Source organism: Vibrio sp. 10N.222.52.C12, from assembly GCF_041474215.1.
In the GTDB taxonomy this organism is placed as follows: domain Bacteria; phylum Pseudomonadota; class Gammaproteobacteria; order Enterobacterales; family Vibrionaceae; genus Vibrio; species Vibrio crassostreae_C.
On record NZ_JBFRTR010000019.1, the window covers coordinates 53603 to 71946 of the forward strand.

At 44.7% G+C, this 18344-nt stretch carries 18 protein-coding genes and 1 riboswitch; of the genes, 3 read left to right on the plus strand and 15 right to left on the minus strand.

The genetic code is table 11. From position 1 onward, the window contains the following. Nucleotides 1-92 precede the first annotated feature (92 nt). The 4 genes from aroG to AB4623_RS04305 all read right to left on the minus strand — a co-directional run bounded on the left by aroG (nucleotide 93) and on the right by AB4623_RS04305 (nucleotide 2813). Entirely contained in the window at nucleotides 93-1145 is a 1053-nt protein-coding gene (gene aroG, locus AB4623_RS04290; protein ID WP_017061746.1) for a 3-deoxy-7-phosphoheptulonate synthase AroG, read from the minus strand. 313 nt (nucleotides 1146-1458) lie between these two features. Continuing rightward, nucleotides 1459-1674 (minus strand): DUF3820 family protein, encoded by a 216-nt coding sequence (locus AB4623_RS04295; protein WP_004730103.1) that lies wholly within the window; start codon nucleotides 1672-1674, stop codon nucleotides 1459-1461. Between the two features lie 13 nt (nucleotides 1675-1687). Next, entirely contained in the window at nucleotides 1688-2359 is a 672-nt protein-coding gene (locus tag AB4623_RS04300; protein WP_372098249.1) for a DUF3313 domain-containing protein, read from the minus strand. Between the two features lie 100 nt (nucleotides 2360-2459). Continuing rightward, on the minus strand, nucleotides 2460-2813 hold the full coding sequence (locus AB4623_RS04305; protein ID WP_017061749.1) for a hypothetical protein: 354 nt from the start codon (nucleotides 2811-2813) through the stop codon (nucleotides 2460-2462). Nucleotides 2814-3136: 323 nt separating this feature from the next. Beyond that, nucleotides 3137-3226, plus strand: a riboswitch (cyclic di-GMP riboswitch). Nucleotides 3227-3298: 72 nt separating this feature from the next. On the opposite strand from AB4623_RS04305, the gene gbpA reads away from it, so the two are divergent. Then, nucleotides 3299-4765 carry an N-acetylglucosamine-binding protein GbpA gene (gene gbpA, locus AB4623_RS04310; protein ID WP_102332020.1) on the plus strand — a complete coding sequence of 489 codons (1467 nt, stop codon included), beginning with the start codon at nucleotides 3299-3301 and terminating at the stop codon, nucleotides 4763-4765. Between the two features lie 110 nt (nucleotides 4766-4875). Here gbpA and cyoE read toward each other — a convergent pair whose 3' ends face one another. The 4 genes from cyoE to AB4623_RS04330 are packed head-to-tail and all read right to left on the minus strand — an operon-like array spanning nucleotide 4876 to nucleotide 8390. Beyond that, nucleotides 4876-5850 (minus strand): heme o synthase, encoded by a 975-nt coding sequence (cyoE, locus tag AB4623_RS04315; protein ID WP_372145828.1) that lies wholly within the window; start codon nucleotides 5848-5850, stop codon nucleotides 4876-4878. Then, on the minus strand, nucleotides 5840-6895 hold the full coding sequence (locus tag AB4623_RS04320) for a heme A synthase (RefSeq protein ID WP_136982410.1): 1056 nt from the start codon (nucleotides 6893-6895) through the stop codon (nucleotides 5840-5842). The genes cyoE and AB4623_RS04320 overlap by 11 nt, the downstream gene beginning before the upstream one ends. Nucleotides 6896-6955: 60 nt before the next feature. Further along, nucleotides 6956-7564, minus strand: coding sequence for a hypothetical protein (locus AB4623_RS04325; protein ID WP_017061753.1), 609 nt, complete (start codon nucleotides 7562-7564; stop codon nucleotides 6956-6958). Next, on the minus strand, nucleotides 7557-8390 hold the full coding sequence (locus AB4623_RS04330; protein WP_367613547.1) for an SURF1 family protein: 834 nt from the start codon (nucleotides 8388-8390) through the stop codon (nucleotides 7557-7559). Before AB4623_RS04330 ends, AB4623_RS04325 begins: the two co-directional genes overlap by 8 nt. A 1-nt stretch (nucleotide 8391) precedes the next feature. Here AB4623_RS04330 and AB4623_RS04335 point away from each other — a divergent pair, with 1 nt between their 5' ends. After that, nucleotides 8392-8622 carry a DUF2909 family protein gene (locus AB4623_RS04335; protein WP_017066085.1) on the plus strand — a complete coding sequence of 77 codons (231 nt, stop codon included), beginning with the start codon at nucleotides 8392-8394 and terminating at the stop codon, nucleotides 8620-8622. Between the two features lie 19 nt (nucleotides 8623-8641). Here the strand turns inward: AB4623_RS04335 and AB4623_RS04340 are convergent, their stop codons facing one another. The 4 genes from AB4623_RS04340 to coxB are packed head-to-tail and all read right to left on the minus strand — an operon-like array spanning nucleotide 8642 to nucleotide 13066. Next, complete coding sequence (locus AB4623_RS04340; protein WP_009845661.1) at nucleotides 8642-9526, minus strand: cytochrome c oxidase subunit 3; 885 nt, start codon at nucleotides 9524-9526, stop codon at nucleotides 8642-8644. Between the two features lie 38 nt (nucleotides 9527-9564). After that, nucleotides 9565-10194, minus strand: a complete 630-nt coding sequence (locus tag AB4623_RS04345) for a cytochrome c oxidase assembly protein (protein ID WP_372145830.1) — start codon at nucleotides 10192-10194, stop codon at nucleotides 9565-9567. An 11-nt stretch (nucleotides 10195-10205) separates the two neighbouring features. Beyond that, entirely contained in the window at nucleotides 10206-11867 is a 1662-nt protein-coding gene (gene ctaD, locus AB4623_RS04350) for a cytochrome c oxidase subunit I (protein ID WP_017061756.1), read from the minus strand. Next, complete coding sequence (coxB, locus tag AB4623_RS04355) at nucleotides 11864-13066, minus strand: cytochrome c oxidase subunit II (protein WP_017064841.1); 1203 nt, start codon at nucleotides 13064-13066, stop codon at nucleotides 11864-11866. Before coxB ends, ctaD begins: the two co-directional genes overlap by 4 nt. Before the next feature lie 454 nt (nucleotides 13067-13520). Between coxB and AB4623_RS04360 the strand changes: the two genes are divergently transcribed. After that, nucleotides 13521-15227 carry a phospho-sugar mutase gene (locus tag AB4623_RS04360; RefSeq protein ID WP_372100060.1) on the plus strand — a complete coding sequence of 569 codons (1707 nt, stop codon included), beginning with the start codon at nucleotides 13521-13523 and terminating at the stop codon, nucleotides 15225-15227. Nucleotides 15228-15334: 107 nt separating this feature from the next. Here AB4623_RS04360 and AB4623_RS04365 read toward each other — a convergent pair whose 3' ends face one another. The 3 genes from AB4623_RS04365 to AB4623_RS04375 form a co-directional block, all read right to left on the minus strand. After that, on the minus strand, nucleotides 15335-15967 hold the full coding sequence (locus AB4623_RS04365; protein WP_017068640.1) for a LysE family translocator: 633 nt from the start codon (nucleotides 15965-15967) through the stop codon (nucleotides 15335-15337). A gap of 150 nt (nucleotides 15968-16117) precedes the next feature. Then, a complete protein-coding gene (locus AB4623_RS04370; RefSeq protein ID WP_229648187.1) occupies nucleotides 16118-16750 on the minus strand; it encodes a fumarylacetoacetate hydrolase family protein in 633 nt (210 codons plus the stop codon). Between the two features lie 349 nt (nucleotides 16751-17099). Continuing rightward, nucleotides 17100-18176 (minus strand): porin, encoded by a 1077-nt coding sequence (locus AB4623_RS04375; protein ID WP_102332013.1) that lies wholly within the window; start codon nucleotides 18174-18176, stop codon nucleotides 17100-17102. Between the last annotated feature and the right edge of the window lie 168 nt (nucleotides 18177-18344).

Genomic DNA, 18344 nt, shown 5'->3' on the forward strand with positions numbered 1-18344 from the left:
TTTTCAACTAAGATCCACAAAAAAGCCCTTATTAGCTGTTGCTAACTAAGGGCTTTGAATTTTCAGTAGCTTAATCGCTGACTGTAATTAGTCTATTTGTTACGACGAGCTTCAACAGCGTCTGCCAGCTGGCGAAGTACTGTTTCAGTGTCTTCCCAACCAATACACGCATCAGTAACAGATTGGCCGTACGTTGCAGCTTTGCCCTCAACCAGGTCTTGGCGACCTTCAACAAGATGAGATTCAATCATCACACCAAAGATAGCTTTGTCGCCACCAGAAATTTGTGCGCTTACGTCGTCAGATACGTTCATTTGACGCTTAAACTGCTTAGAGCTGTTTGCGTGGCTGAAATCGATCATCACTTTTTGTGGAAGACCAGAAGCTGCTAGCTCTTCTTTAATCTTACCAACGTGTTCTGCGCTGTAATTTGGCTCTTTGCCACCACGTAGGATGATATGACAATCAGGGTTACCTGCTGTTTCAACGATAGCTGAGTGACCGTACTTAGTTACTGATAAGAAGTGGTGAGAAGCGCTAGCAGAGCGAATAGCATCTGTTGCAATCTTGATGTTGCCATCAGTACCATTCTTAAATCCAACTGGGCAAGATAAGCCAGAAGCCAGTTCGCGGTGAACTTGAGATTCTGTAGTACGTGCGCCGATTGCACCCCAGCTGATTAGGTCAGCAACGTATTGAGGCGTGATCATGTCTAGGAATTCGCTTGCCGTTGGCATGCCCATGTCAGTTAGGTCCAGCAGTAGCTTACGTCCTAGACGAAGGCCATCATTTAGCTTGAACGTATCGTTCATGTACGGGTCATTTATTAGACCTTTCCAACCAACAGTTGTACGTGGTTTTTCAAAGTAAACACGCATTACGATTTCAAGGTTATCACCAAGTTCGTCGCGCAACACTTTCAAACGTTTACCGTACTCAAGAGCAGCTTCTGTGTCATGAATAGAACATGGGCCGACAATAACAAGCAAGCGATCATCGCTCTCTTCTAAAATATTGTGGATCGCTTTGCGGCTTTCAAAGGTTGTAGAAGAAGCAACTTCTGTCGCTGGAAACTTTTCTAAAACAGCAACAGGGGGTAATAACTCTTTTACTTTGTTAATTCTTACATCATCAGTCTGGAACATTGCTTACTTCTTCCTTTTTTCTATCCTTGAGCTGAATGTACGTTGTCTCACGTCACTTTCTATCAGCACTAATCTTCTTGTTCCCTGTAACTTAACTAGTAAAAACTCTAGTTTCAATCACTAATTAAAAATAAACGCAATTTTTTTTGTGTTTTATATTTAAAACACCCTGTATACCATTATTTACACACTATCGATTGCGTATTTTATAGCAAGGTAAGAAGAGCCATTCTTCAAGCTACATCATGCATGTAAAATTGTGTCGAACTCAAAAACAAAAAAGCTCACGTGATCAGCGTGAGCTTTTATTTAATTACATTCTTTTCAATGGCTTGACGACACTATCAAGCCCTTCAATTTTCAGAGCAAGGCACAGTTTCAATAAATCGCCGAGTTCACCAGACGGGAATCCCTTTTTATCAAACCACAGCAAATATTCTTCAGGTAAGTCAATCAGTGTACGACCCGCGTACTTTCCAAATGGCATCTGCATTCGAGCCAACTTAATCAGGTTCTCTTTCTCTAGCATTATTCGGTCTTTACTATGCGTCATCTATGTTGTGTAGAGTATCACCTAAACGTTCAACCCAATAGTTGATCGCGTCTTTGGCATCATCCAGCGAATCAATCATGGTTGAAAAATCTTTGTTACCCGCTTCACGGTCGATGGCTGCAAACAGTGGTGTGCCCTCTTGAGCATCACTGACCAATAACTCTACACTCGCACTCCCAACATTGGTGTGCTCACCAGTCGTGACCTTAGATATGGTTGACATCGCAAGGCCAAACGGCAGAACGCTGCTCGTTACAGCTAAGATCGGATTGGGCGTTTCAACGTTACTCAGAGCGATACTCAAGCGGAGCGTTTTTCCTGTCGGTTCATCGACAATCGTTTTATGAGGCGATATTTTATCTTCCAAGCGCGCAACCATGTGCTCAGTGAGTTCCTGAATCTCTTCCTGATCCAACGAACCTTCTTCTGTTAAAACAAAAATTTGGTCGATCACTACAGAATCGTAGTCATCTAACTTGGATTTCAAACGCTGCGCGTCACGTAGCCCAACCCTTGCCCAAACCAAGTCGACGCCTCCGTCAGGCCCAGCCTGAAAATCTTCGTAGCTGGTAAATTTAGTAGCGGTTCTAATTGGGCCGCCTGCACAACCAAGCAAGAAAATGCTGGTTGCAACAAGCAAAAGGACTTTTAAAGGGTTCATAACGCACTTAGTCAAAATTAAGGAATCTAATTAAGTATGACATACCCTATGTGAAAAGGTTGTAGAAAAAGGGGGTTAAAAATCAGAGCTAACTCTAAAATTAATCATGTTGAACAGTGTGTGCGTACTCTACAATTACCTGATTTCCTTCAATATAAGCATTTTGGATCTCACCATCAACACTCATTCTACTTTTCAGGTAGACCACTTTAGGCCCCGATTCATTGCCCTCTTTTAGCGAGGGGAATACATTCCTTGGTTCCAAATGAAGTAAACGACAAAAATGACTAATGAAAGACATGGTTAATGGCGTCTCCCCTCTTAGCACTCTTGAGAAATCAAGCTGGTTCATGCCTAGCTTTTTTGAAAACTCCATCTGCGTAATTCGCATTCTCGATTTTTGTGACATCCACGTTTGATACAACGCGTCTCTGTCTAGTTCTGTGAATTCCATACCGGCTCCTTTATATAACTCATACCAATCAATTGTCCGGTTTTTCATACATGGCGTGTCAGGGTTCGGTTAGTGGAAACCAAAGGTTTGGTTTTGATATGTGCACAATTGTTGTACAGAGCGAAGCGAAACAACCCAAAGTCATTCACTAAAACGATTAGAGCAAATGCTTTCTTTATTTATATCAATAATTTATACGTTAACGAACTAAACATATAGCAAGTTAATTTGTATCAAGAATTAAAAGTTCGAGATTGGCATTCCACATTTCAATCGATTGATTCGCATTTATAAAAGTGGTTGGCTACATTTCGATTGCTCAAACGCACTTCTGGCAAACTATTTGAAAGAACAAGACGCAAAGCCACCGGTCTGTCGACAAATATTCTGTCTATGATAGCGGGGCCGCCACTTAATAGAATTTAAGTGTAAATGCATGCCGGGGTGTTCTCTTTTTTGTCGGCCAAATACAGTAAGGACAAATAATGAAACAACTCCAAAAAAAATCACTCATCGCGCTATCGCTTCTTAGCGTAAGCGGTGCAAGCTTCGGTCACGGTTATGTCTCGGCATACAACAATGGCGTAGCTGAGAGCCGTGTTGCCCTATGTAAGTTCCCTGCGAGTGATACGCAAGAGAAAAACACCAACTGTGGTGGTATCCAATACGAACCACAAAGTGTAGAAGGCCCTGAAGGCTTCCCAGAAGTTGGCCCTGCTGATGGGAGAATCGCCAGTGCGCAATCTTCTTTAGCAGCAGCACTAGACGAACAAAAGGCAGACCGCTGGGTTAAACGCCCTATCAAGTCTGGTTCTCAATACTTCGAGTGGACATTCACAGCTAACCACAAGACTCGCGATTGGAAATATTACATTACTCAACCCGACTGGAATCCAAACCAGCCGTTGGCTCGCAGCTCTTTTGACTTAACGCCATTCTGTGTTGTTGAAGGCAATATGGAACAGCCACCGATGCAAGTCAGTCACTTGTGTAATGTGCCAGAGCGTGAAGGTTATCAAGTGATCCTTGCCGTATGGGATGTAGGTGACACTGCAGCGGCTTTCTACAACGTTATCGACGTGAAATTTGATGGTGACGGCCCTATCATTCCTGATTGGGATCAAGGTGGTCAAATCAACCCGACACAAGACCTGAATGTTGGTGACGCTGTTTATACGCGTGTATTCGACCAGTCTGGTGAGAACGCTTCATACAGCACTGAGCTTGTGATTGAAACTTCTGAACAAGGCAAAGCCAATAACTGGTCTTACGCGCTTGCTTCTAAGATCAACCAAGAGCAGACGCAAATCAAAGCAGGTCAATTGAATGACCAAGGCGATTTCGCACCCGTTTACGGCACGAATCCTGTTTATCTAAAAGCAGGCTCTGGCTTTAACAGTGTCGAAATCGGCTACAAGATTGATACTCCAGAACCCGAGCATGATCTTGAAGTCTCGGGCTTAGAATCAGAGTACATTATCGATGAGAGCCAACCTACTCAGCTTGATCTTACGTTAGCGGCAACAGGCGATATCCAAGCTGAGCTTACCGTGTACAACCATCACCGTGAAGCACTTGCCTCTCAGAAATCGGACCTAACAGACGGACAAGTTGAAGATGTTCAACTGACTCTTTCTAAGTCTGAAGCTGGCCACCACATGCTTGTGGTTGTGACGAAAGATGACCAAGGTAACTTAGTGGATCAGAACACGCTTGATTTTCATCTTATGGACGAGCAAACACCGCCACCAGCAGGCGACTACGACTTCGTGTTCCCAGAAAGCATTGAGTCTTACACAGCAGGAACAAAGGTTCTAAGCAGCGATGGTGGCGTTTATCAGTGTAAAGAGTTCCCATACTCTGGCTACTGTGTTCAATGGGCTCCAACAGCAACTCAGTACGAACCAGGTGTCGGTTCACACTGGCAAAGTGCTTGGAACAAAGTGGACTAAGTACTCGCTAGATACTTACTTTGTATTGGGTGAGTTTTAGTCATCAACCAAACAAAAACGGATGCCCAGAGCATCCGTTTTCTTATTCAGCAACAGCAGAAATGCGGTTATCAAAGTAGATAGTGGTCTGCCAACAGAGCCACAAACAAGATCATGAGATGATAAATGGAGAACTTAAAGGTCTTCATGGCCATATTGGGTTCATCACGATATTTCAGTACCCAAGCGTGATAAACAAACCCGCCGTTGAGCACCAATGAAGCGCTCAGATATATCCAGCTGCTCATGCCAACCAATACAGGCAATATACACACGATGCTAAGCAAAAAGGTATACAGAAGAATAGACGTCTTGGTGTATTCGATTCCGTGAGTCACAGGCAACATGGGGATGTTCACTTTGGCATACTCATCACGACGATGAATTGCCAACGCCCAGAAATGAGGAGGCGTCCAAATAAAGATGATCATCACCAACAACCAAGCATTTGAATGCAGCTCGTTGGTGACTGCCGTCCAGCCCAATAACGGTGGCATTGCGCCAGCTATCCCTGCAATTACGATGTTCTGTGGCGTCGCTCGCTTCAAGTACATGGTATAGGTGACCGCATAGCCCAATAAACTTGCAAAGGTTAGCCAAGCCGTGAGTTGATTGACCCACACCACTAACGTAGCGAACCCAAATAAGCCGATACCTGCTGCAAAGCTAAACACACGCACACTACTCAGCTCACCGGATGGTAAAGGGCGTCGATTTGTTCGAGTCATCTGGCCGTCGATCTTTTTATCGATCAAATGGTTAAACGCAGCCGCTGAACCTGCCATTAACCCTATCCCAATCATTCCGAACAAAGTTTGTTGCAAAGGCAATCCATTCGGCACGGCCAAACACATCCCAACCAATGCTGTCAGCAACATCAAAGCCACCACTTTAGGCTTAGTCAGCGTTAAATAAACTTTCCAAGTGGCTTTGTTTTTTTCAGCCTTTTCGTTACTTAAAGTTATGTCATTATTGGCTGTTATCTTATGAGTTAAGGCTGCGTCTTGAGCCACCACTTCATACTGTGTTGACGTTCTACTGACCATGATTACCTCCTTGTAATACACTGTTCTTCACCAAGCTCTCACTCGGTTTGCGTTGCCACACCACAAAATTGGTTACAACCATGCTGATGAGCAACATTACTGCGACTAGGTTATGCAAAACCGCAACTGAGATTGGCAGGTGAAACCATACATTACTGATCCCAAGGCTGATTTGAGTAAACAACACTATTGCGACAATCATGCTCAGCTTTTGGTGAGGCACTTGGCCAAACTTCCATAACTGGTACACGACCATCAGCACCGTTAATGTCGCCACAATAGCCCCGAACCTGTGCATGACATGTATGGTAAGCCTCGCGGGATACTCCAACACACCAAACTCATAGTTATCGTGTCCGTGTTGAGCAAAATCGAACGCATTTTTGAAATCGAGGTAGCTCATCCAGTTACCTTCACAAATAGGCAATTGGGTACACACCAAAGCGGCATAGTTTGACGATGTCCAACCACCAAGCAGTATCTGCCCAACCACAATGAGTAACCCAAACAACGCCCAAAATTTAAGTGTTGGAGAATAAGAAGCCTCACCAAAACGGCTTTGGAATTGAGACAAACGGCAGTAGAGCAGACACAACAGTGACAGCAACGTGAAGCCCCCCATCAAATGCGCCATAACCACAACGGGCATCAACTTAAGAGTCACCGTCCACATTCCAAGCAAAGCCTGAAAAATCACAGTGGCAGAGATAAGTAATGGAAGACCAACTGGTGTGATGTTCTTTTTAATACACCAAGCTACAACGACAAAGATAAGCAACCCTAATGTTCCTGCAAAGTAGCGATGGATCATCTCTATCCACGCTTTGTCTGCTTCAAGAGCTCGCTCTGGAAATTGCAGATTGGCTTGACTCACCGCTTGGGCATCAGACGGAACGGTGATCTTACCGTAACAACCCGGCCAGTCAGGACAGCCAAGGCCAGCATCAGACAGGCGTGTATAAGCTCCGAGAACAATCACGGTAAGGGTTAACAAGATAGTTAATCTCATCACAAGCATCAGTAAATCAGGGGCTTTATTCTGCATCACTTATCTCCCTATACTTATTCCCTTTCGCTGCTTAAGCTCAAGCATTTGCGCCATCAACTACCCAACTCGTGACAGCTTAAGTAGCTTTCTTAAATCATGAATCATACCTTTGGATTGCCCGACTAACTGCGACGGTTCCGACACGCTTTTGTACTCCATAACCAACTGTCCTAGCGGGTCAATAATGACAATGGAAGCCGGCGAAAACTCGGTGCTTAACTGATCACCACCAGCTAACAAAGATAAATCAGGCTTGTTGAGCGAACCCGACAACGAGTTACCTTCTGAGACGAAAACAACGGCGGTCACTCGCTCTTTGTTTTTCCCTAACGCTAAGTAGCTTTGATTCAAATAATGAAGCTGTTGTTCACACAAGCTTTCGCACTCCATCGGTGCGATATACCCCACAACCCAACCCTCTCCTGCCATGGGTACCGTTACGCCAAAATCCGCTAGTGTAATTCTTGGTTCTACCAATTCGCCTGAGTTAGTGACACCTGACGTATACCAATTCTGATCCAACACAGTTTTGGCGATAATGGCTGGCAAAGCGAAAATTAAAACGAGTCCGATTAATACCAAGCGTCCTTTAGTACGACGGCTTCTGAGCTCAGCCATGTTTGCCTCGGTAATTTCCCTGTTCACTTGTGCTTGAGATTTATCCATCCTTATTCCTCGTGATAGGTGTTGCTTTTAGGTACCGATAGCCAATCAACAACATCAAAAACAAAAGTACCGCAGCCATAACAAACCATTGAAATGAGTAACCAAAATGCTTCTCAGACCTCATCGCCGTTGGACGCCATAACATTTCATAGGGCCATGAATCTAAACTCTGAGGTTGGAAGACAAAGGGCAGCACTTCTTGTCCTGTATACTGTGATAACGCTGCTATGTTTAGGTTTTGGATTCTATTCGGTGTCGTATTTTCTAAACCCAACTCATGACTTAAAGGATTAATTGAGCGTGTATACAAGCGCCCTGACATTTTGGTTGGTACAGTGATACTTCCTAATTGCGGTAGTTCTCTTCTGTCATTACTTGCCGGAACAAACCCAAGATCGATCAATAACTGCTTTTCGTGTAAAAGCTGGTTGCCTTGCTCTTTAGATTGAACCTCACCCAACATGTAAATCACATACCCCACCGTTCCTTGGTTAATCTGATTGTCTAACAAGACCACCAAACCACTTGGTATTTCCAATTCAACATCAACCTTCAAACCATTTAAAAACTGCTGTTCAGATGTACCTTGGGCTTGTGTACGCGAGCCCTTCCATTCAGAGATAACCGTGTCCAATGACCTAAACGATTGCTGCGCTCTTTCTGATAGTTGCTGTTCATAACGTAATTTCTCGTTACCACGATCGAGTTGCCATAAACCTAACTTGATTAAAGCGCCGACTGAAACCACAGTTAAAACAACCGCTATCCAAAAACCTTTACTGCGGAACTTGTGTTCATCATCAATCAATCGGTTTGGAGTTATCACTATGGCGTCATCTACCTTTGTTCTGTTATTTAAAGTCGTATTGGTCGCTTTGCTGTTTTTTATCGCTTTCAATTTGATGAAAGGCCTAATCCAAATCGCCTCAGGTAAACACAATGGAAAAAGACTCAGTTACTTCTTGGGTCGTCGTGTCATGTGGTCAGCCGTTGTCGTGCTACTATTATTACTTGCTTTGGGATCAGGAGTGATAACTCCCAACCCTCGCCCCTATTAATCCCCTATAGGCTCAATCGTTAAAGTACATAAACAAACACAAACAGGCCCAACCAAACCACATCAACAAAGTGCCAATACCAACTGCCCGCTTGGAACGCAAAGTGGTCTTTCGGAGTGAAGTGGTCTTTCGCAACCCTTGCCAGCAACACAATCAAAAAGATCGTCCCTAAACAGACATGTAAGCCATGAAACCCAGTAAGCAAAAAGAAGGTATTACCGTAGATGCCAGACTGAAGTGTCAGCCCCATCTCTTGATAAGCGTGAAGATACTCTTCAACTTGGAAGAACAGGAAGAAGCCAGCCAGAACAATGGTTATCTCCAACCACACGATCAAAGCCATACGCTTATTTTGTTCAAGACTGATATGTGCCATGTGCAGCGTCACAGAGGAAAGCAGCAGAATAATGGTGTTCTTAAGCGGGATACCTTGCCAAGGCATGGCTTGTGTCGTTACGCCATCAGGGGTCGTCGTTAGTGGCCAAATTGATTGGAACATCGGCCACAATACTTCATGGGTCATTTCATTATTGCCCGCACCACCAATCCAAGGCACAGAAATCATTCGAGCATAGAAAAGCGCGCCAAAGAAAGCGCCAAAGAACATGATTTCGGAAAAGATGAACCAACTCATTCCTTGTCTAAAAGAACGAGAAATCTGCTCAGAATAGAGACCACTCAATGATTCTGTGATCACATTGCTAAACCAACCTGCGAGCATGTAAAGCAGCACAGCAAACCCGACTAACAACACCGCTTTGCCAAACACACCACCTGCGGCGTCGGTACCCATGTTTTGCACCGTCAAGCCAGCGCCAACCGCGACCAAAAACAGTGCTACAGCACCCACCAATGGCCAGTGACTTTGATGTGGAACGAAATACACTTCCTTTTTAGAACTCATCGCTCAACTCCTTATGTTGATACTGGTTCTGTAAATTCCTAGTTACTTGCGAGTACGTTAGGCTCAGATTTATTGGCCGCAGCACCCACCTCATTCGTGATATTGAATAATGTGTAAGAGAGCGTCAGCGTATGTATCGATTCTGGAATATCTGGCTCAATGTAAAATATCAAACCCATTTCTGCGCTCTTGTGCCCGTCCAATGGCTGCTGATTAAAGCAAAAGCATTCCATCTTATTGAAGTAGGTTGCCCCCATACCTGGAGAAACCGACGGTACGGCTTGGCCAACCAATGAGGCTCCAGAAAGGTTTTTGGCAATGTAGTTAGTTTGAACCACCTCACCAGGATGAACCTCTAACACTCGAACTTCAGGCGAAAACTGCCATGGCATATCTGGCTTGATGTGGGACATGAATTCGACTCGAACCGTACGAGAGTAGTCTGGCTGCATTCCCTGAGGTTGCACCGCTGAAACAGTATTAGTTTTGCCATTGATGCCTAAGGCCTCACACATGACATCGTAGAGCGGCACCAAAGCGAAACCGAAGCAAAACATCGCAACCACGCTCAACACCAAGTAGCCCGTCAGCTTTTTGGTCGATCGCTTATTAGACAGGCGCTTAAGTTGTTTTTTATCTTGATTGGGATCGCTTTGCTTATCACTCATGGTTCTGCCCTCTAATCCACTTTCGGCGGATGGGTAAAGGTGTGGTGAGGCGCAGGGCTTGGTACTGTCCATTCAAGACCTTCAGCTCTATCCCAAGGCTTACTTGGCGCAGGCTCTCCCCCTCTTACGCACTTAATCGCTAGCCATAAGAAAATTAGCTGAGACAACCCAAACGCAAAACCACCAATCGACACGACTTGGTTAACGTCAGCAAACTGAATCGCATAATCAGGAATACGACGCGGCATACCCGCTAACCCTAAAAAGTGCATCGGGAAAAACAGTACATTAACTGAAATCACCGACGTCCAGAAATGCCACAGGCTGAGCTTGTGGTCGTACATATGTCCGGTCCACTTAGGCAGCCAATAATAGGCAGCAGCCATAATCGAGAACACGGCACCGGTTACCAGAACATAATGGAAGTGAGCCACAACAAAATAAGTATCGTGGTATTGGAAATCAGCTGGCACGATAGCGAGCATCAATCCAGATAACCCGCCAATCGTAAACAAAACAATGAAGGCAATCGCAAACAGCATTGGTGTTTCAAAGGTCAAAGCACCCCGCCACATGGTCGCTACCCAGTTGAAGACTTTCACACCGGTCGGCACCGCTATCAACATGGTGCAATACATGAAGAACAGTTCGGCAAATACTGGCATACCCGTGGTGAACATGTGGTGTGCCCAAACCAAGAATGACAACAGTGCGATACTACAGGTCGCATAAACCATCGAGTGATAACCAAACAGGCGCTTACCACTGAATGCAGGGATGATGGCTGAGACAATACCAAAAGATGGCAAGATCATGATGTACACTTCGGGGTGCCCAAAGAACCAGAATATGTGCTGGAACATCACCGGGTCCCCACCACCAGCGGCATCAAAGAAGCTAGTCCCAAAATACTTGTCAGTCAGTACCATAGTCACAGCCCCCGCGAGAACGGGCATCACGGCTATCAGCAAGAAAGCGGTAATTAACCATGTCCATACGAACATCGGTAGCTTGAACCAAGTCATACCCGGAGCGCGCATGTTCACTATGGTTACGATGACGTTAATCGCCCCCATGATCGAACTGATCCCCATAATATGAACTGAGAATACGAATAGCGCGGTACTGTCTGGGCCATAAGTTGTCGAGAGTGGCGCGTAGAAGGTCCAACCAAAGCTCGGGCCGCCACCCTCTGTAAACAAAGATCCGATTAAGATTAGAAACGCAAAAGGCAAGATCCAGAAACTGAGGTTGTTCATTCTCGGCAGCGCCATATCTGGTGCACCGATCATCATCGGAATCATCCAGTTAGCCAAACCCGTAAATGCAGGCATTACGGCACCGAATACCATGATTAAACCATGGACTGTAGTCATCTGATTGAAGAAATCTGGCTCAACGAGTTGCAAACCCGGTTGGAACAGCTCCGCACGGATCACCATCGCCATTGCGCCGCCCGTTAAGAACATTGCAAAGCTGAACCACAAATAAAGTGTACCAATGTCTTTATGATTGGTTGAATACAGCCAACGAGCCCAGCCTTTAGGTGCCGCATGTGAATCGTGATCATCAACAGGCAAATCATTATTGCCCAAGGTGCCTTCCGCAGAATGGCTCAGTACTTGATCTTCTGCTGGAGCCGATTTCACCGGCTTATTGATTGGTGAACTCATAACTGATCCTTAGCATCATTTTGTGCATCATCCGTTGAGCTTTCAGAACTGCCTTCTTGCTTCGCCTTATAAGCGTTGATATCTGAGGCCTGAACAATATCGCCGGTATCATTACCCCAAGCGTTTCGTTGATAAGTTACTACCGCTGCGATCTCTTTCTCGGTTAACTGATTATCGAATGCTTGCATCGCCGTACCGCCACGACCATAAACAATTGTGTCGATATGAACATCCACATCACCAAGGGCAATAGGACTTCCTTTGATGGCAGGGAATGCTCCAGGAATGCCCTCACCGTTTGCTTGGTGACAAACCGCACATCGAGTTTTGTAAACCTCTTCACCGATGGTATTCAACTCCGCCAAGGAAAGTGACGCACCTAATGCATCTTTTGCGGCTTGTTGTTCGGCTATCGCTAACTCTTTCTGCTCCGCTAGCCATGCGTCAAACTCATCTTCTTCCATGGCATGCACCACGATCGGCATGAAACCATGGGCACGACCACACAACTCTGCACACTGCCCTCGGTAAACACCAGGCTCATCTATCTTAGTCCAAGCCTCATTAATAAAGCCCGGAATGGTATCTTTCTTAACGGCGAATGCTGGCACCCACCATGAGTGAATCACATCATCGGAAGTCATCAAGAAACGGACTTTACGGTCAACAGGCAGTACCAGCGGCTTATCAACTTCTAGCAGGTAATGCGCGCCTTTCACTTCGAGGCCTTCAATCTCTTTGTCACTGGTCGCTAGAAGGCTGTAAAACTCGACGTCTTCACCAAAATAGCTGTAATGCCATTTCCATTGTGACCCGGTGATTTTAACGGTCAGATCTGACTGGGAGGTATCTTCCATCGCTATTAAGGTTTTGGTGGCGGGTATCGCCATAGCGATGAGAATGATGATAGGGATGATGGTCCAAAGAATTTCGACTTTCGTGCTTTCGTGAAAATGGGCAGCAACTGCGCCCTTCGATTTCCTGTGCCTCAAAATCGAATAAAACATCACACCAAAAACAACAAAGGCAATCGCACAACAGATGTAGAAAATCAGCATATGAAGTTCATACACCTTACCACTGATCTCAGTGACGCCTTGAGTCATGTTGTAATCACTGCTAGCGTGCACTAAAGGCGATACTAAAAGCACAACAAAACTCTTCAAAAGCCACGCTAGCCTAACCAGTAATCTTTTCAAAAGATCTCTCCTTGTCCTTCCTAATTGGATACTTGCGACCTAAATGTCGTTGCGAACTGGACAACATTCATTGTTATTCCGGCTACACATGAAAAGGCTGAATCTCAATCTACAACTCACATGGAACTAGCCTGTGAGCAGGCTACTGACCTCATATAAACCCAAGAACTAATACGGTTCAAAAGCGTTGGAGGTTTCCATGAAAGATTCAAAAACGGCGAATTTGTTAAATTTTGTTATATTTATGTAAAAGGCTAGTTAGTGATATCCAATTGTTCAAGGTAAGTTTACTTACTAAACAGTCAATTATTTGAAGTGGCTTAATCTACGTGCCCTCTTGCCGTTGGAATTTATTTTATATCGAGTTTTACGATTGCTTTCATGGAAATGATAATCAATATCACTTAAATTAAATCAACAGTAAGTCATACAGACATTAATAGGTTTAGTGATTATGCAAGATGCTATGAATTGGTTAGCGAGAGACCCAGACCCAAGAACTCGTGAAGAACTTCAACACCTCATCGATGAGGGAATGCACGACGAACTTGAAGATCGTTTTACCCAACGATTAGAGTTCGGAACAGCAGGACTTAGAGGCAAAGTTGGATGCGGCCCAAATCGAATGAACCGTTTAGTCATACAGGAAACAGCAACCGGACTCGGCCACTACTTAATCGAACATGTCGCTAATGCGACCATTCGCGGTGTGGTCGTCGGTTATGACGGCCGTTTAGATTCAAAGCAGTTCGCGATTGATACCGCTTCCGTACTCACGGCTTTAGGCATTAAGGTTTACCTAACCTCTAACGTCGCGGCTACCCCTATCGTTGCCTTTGGCATTGAACACTTCAACGCCGCCGCTGCTGTTGTGGTGACGGCCAGTCACAACCCGCCGGAATACAATGGTTTCAAAGTGTACTGGGAGAATGGCGCTCAAATCATTCCTCCTCACGATGCGGGTATTGCCGCTGAAATCGATATCGCATCGACCAAGCCGCTCCCTTTAATGAGCCTAAGTGACGCTGAATCGCAAGGAAAGTTGGTGTGGTTAACTGAAGGCTATTATCAAACCTACCGCGCTGCGATCAATCAGAGCCCATACGTGAGTAAAGAGATCGAATCGGCGAACACCACCATCACCTATACCGCAATGCATGGTGTCGGCGCACAAATGGCTGAGGATCTACTTCATGATTCTGGTTTCCATAAGGTATTCAGCGTTGCAGAACAAAGAGAGCCCGATGGTAACTTCCCGACCGTCAACTTCCCGAATCCGGAAGAAAAAGGCGCGATGGATCTGGTGGTTAACCTAGCCAAAAGTGTCGATGCCGACATTGCTTGTGCCAACGATCCAGATGGAGACCGATTTGCGGTTGCAGTGAGAACAGATGATGGCTCTTACAAAATGCTAACAGGTGACCAAGTCGGCGTGCTATTCGCTCATTATCTACTCTCAAAGCCGCATACCAAAAACCAATTAGTTGGTAACAGTATCGTATCTTCAACCTTACTTGAAAAAGTGGCTCAATCTCATGGTGCGACTTATTTCCAAACGCTGACAGGTTTTAAATGGTTGGCGAATATTGGCATGCAATTAGAAGATGATCAGAACGAGTTCTTGTTTGCCTATGAAGAAGCGCTAGGCTACACAATTGGTACTCAAGTACGGGACAAGGATGGGCTGTCTGCCATCGTTGTTTTCGCTCAACTGGTTGAAGAGCTCAAATCTCAAGGTCGAACGGTCTGGGATCTTCTTGCTCAGATATCGTTGGAACATGGTGTACACACCAACGCACAACGCAGTATTGCGCTTGACCCGGATTCACCATCGATTGGTTCTAGGCTCCGCTCGGCACAGCCTAAAGCAATCAACGGTGTCGCTATCTCTGTAATTGAAGATTTGCAGTCTTCTTTACGCTTCGTCATTGGAGGCAATACTGAAGCCATTAACCTGCCTGCAAGTGACGTACTCATCTATCACCTCGAGGATGGTTCACGCATTATCGTAAGACCTTCCGGTACTGAGCCAAAAGTTAAGATCTACTATGAGACGGTGACAAAATTTGAAGGGACAGAAACCTACGAAGACACTCGCCTGCGCGGTGAGAAGTACATGGAGAAACTGATTGAACAACACCAACAAGAGTTGAATTCATAGCGATTTAGCGCGTTCAACATGTAACGGTTAAATATAAAAAATGGACGCTCGTAGCGTCCATTTTTGTCTCAGCGGCTAACCACGAGAAGATGTCTGATTTGATTCGTCTACGAAGTAAAGAAAGAAGACAACATCCAGATAGCTAACACGATGAAAACTCCGCCCATGACTTTCTGTTGATAGGTACGAAACTTCGCGTTTTCTACGAGAGATTTACCAATCGTACCCACTAACGCCACCAGCAAAAAGTTAAACGTTAAGCCGAGAACATTCAGTAATAAACCCAGAACAAGCATCTGCTGACCGGAAGTCGCTTCAATATTCGTCGACACAAACTGAGGCAGAAACATCACAAAGAAAACCAACGCTTTAGGATTAAGCAGGTTACTGATTAGCGCTCTTTGATAGTAGGCTTTTGCTGCAAAGTTATCGCTTAACTCAGGCGCGTTACCCTGCTCTGTTCGCAGGCAGTCCCATCCCATCTTCAACAAGTACGCGCCGCCTAACAAATGTAGAGCTTTAAGCGCTATTGGGCTCATTGCGATCAACGCTGATACACCCATAGCCGCTAATACTGTCAGAATGATTCCAGAAGTCGCATTACCTAGGCTTGCAAACACGCCGACCTTACGGCCATAGCTCATGCTTGAACTCGCAATCAGTAACATATCAGGGCCAGGTAAAAGGAGAAGTGCAACAACGGCAGTCAGGTAAACAGGTAGGATGGTTAAATCGATCATGGGTTTCAGTATTGATAAAAACGGAGGCGGATTTTATATCAATTACCAACACCCTTCCAGATGCAATTGGTTGTAGGATGGTAAAATATTCGAATTAAATACCATCAAAGAACAATAAAGCAAATTTATTAACCAAATAGAAAAGACTACTTAACTTGCTACCCACTCGATCTCAATCAATGTCGTATCGCCACACTTTAGGCGACCAAGGAAAATATCACCTCGATGCACTTCACCAACACCTTTTGGGGTACCTGTCATTACAACATCGCCATCAAGCAAAGTCGTGTAAGAAGAGAGCTCTTCTAGGATAGTTTGTGGAGAATACAGCATCTGCTCAACGTGACCCTTTTGAACGCGGACACAGTTAATAAATAATTCTAGGTTTAAGTCAGAGAGATCAAAATTATCAACGGGAGCAAAGCGACTAAAGACAGCGGAACCATCAAAGGCTTTGGCACGCTCCCAAGGTAAGCCTTTCGCTTTTAAGCTACTTTGCAACTCACGCTTGGTGAGGTCTAACCCTAAGCCCACGGCTGAGTATTGGCCATTTTCAACGATAAAGCAGATTTCAGCTTCATAGTGCAGTGCTTCTTGATGAAACGAAGAAAGAGAGGAAGTCACGCTGGTGCTTGGCTTATTGAAAACCACCATAGAGTCAGGGATCGCATTGTTAAGTTCTTCAATGTGATCGACATAGTTACGCCCAACACACAGTACTTTTGTTGGGGTTGCTGTTCGTTTCGAATTCATCAATTGTTTCTGATCTACAACGCTGCTCATAGTTTATCCCTGAACTATTTTTAGAGAGCAGAGTTTAGCGCATCATAAAATGAGAGTCTTCGACAAGATGATTACCGATCTCTAAATTCTGATCTTGAGCTCAATTCATTGATTTGAATACTTTTAGGTAAATATCGGTGTATATCTCGACCTACCCTCCAGAAATAGAGTCATCGGCTTACATCAATTAGAGAAAATGAAACTAAAGTAGGCAGTTAAATTTGAAGAGCATTAAAACGAAAGAAGCCCTCTCAAACCAAAAGGCTTGAGAGGGCTTAGCATGGTGTCTAGGACAGTATCCTAAAAGGTAAACTTAAGAAGTAAACACTATGCTAAATAAGTCTGCGACTTATAGGTAGTAACGAGCACCAAGAGTCCACTTGTCGTCAGACTTGTAACCAGTTTCGTCGTTTAGATCGAATTGGTAACCAGTGTAGCCAACAAAGTTGCTAGTGAAGTTGTATTCAGCTTGTAGAGCTAACTCTTCACGAGCTGTAGTAGTTGTTCCACCTTTAAGAACTTCGCCTTCAACAACTTCGTAGTTCACACTTAGGTTCAAGCTGTTCGCAAGTGCGTAAGCTGCTAGTAGTTCGTAAGCATTGCTCTCTTCAAGAGTTGTACCACTTACAAGACCAGCGTTCATATTCTCATTAAAGCCGTAGATACCAGCTAGGTATAAACCAGAACCGTATGAACCGTATGCTGCAGATACTAGGTGAGATTCAGCAGTCTTAGAGACACCGCCTTCAGTGAAGTCGCCAGTGTTAAATGCATAGCCTAGTTTAACACCTGCAATAGAGTAACCAAGCGTTGCTTGAACACGATCACCGTAAGATGCAGTTGAACGCGTTGTAATAACTAAACCGTTGTTACCAACCGTTTCTGTTTCAGTAGTAACATCGTTATCACCCTGCCAACCTAGACCAAAACTAAATTCACCAGCTTCACCAAAATCAAAAGCATTGCGGTAGCTTACCATTTTGTCTGCACGACCAGTACCAAGTGCACCGTGGTTGTCGTATAGGAAGTCATTCGCAAAAGCAATGGGCATATCTGTTGCTGCAGCTACATCGTAGTATGGAGACCACTGTGTACCAGCAACTACACGACCAAGCTCTTCATGAGTCAAACCAACGTAACCAAGACGTGTTGTAAATGTGTCATCACCACCATCTAGGTAGTTAAGTGCCCATTCGCCTTTAGCGTCAGCAGTAAAGCCGTTACCCAGATCTTGAGTAGCGTTAAAGTTGATACGTGGAGAGTTTGTACCTACTGATGCATCGTCTTTTTCAGAACCGTTCACGTTTACTGAAACGTGGCCGCCTACAGAAAACGCTGTGCCGTCTTCGTTGTAAAGTTCTACAGCAACTGCCTGTGTACCAAATACTGCACCAGAAATTGCTAGCGCTAAAAGTTTCTTATTCATTGTCATATCCATTATGTAACTGGGTGAGTTATTCACTAACAACCTCGTGCTTACGGAGAAGTTGTTACCTGCATTTAACAAGTAGGCAAACACTAATATACGAATGACAAAAAAGTTGCATTAAAATATATAAAATAAAAAAAATCGCACTATAAAAAACAAAAATAC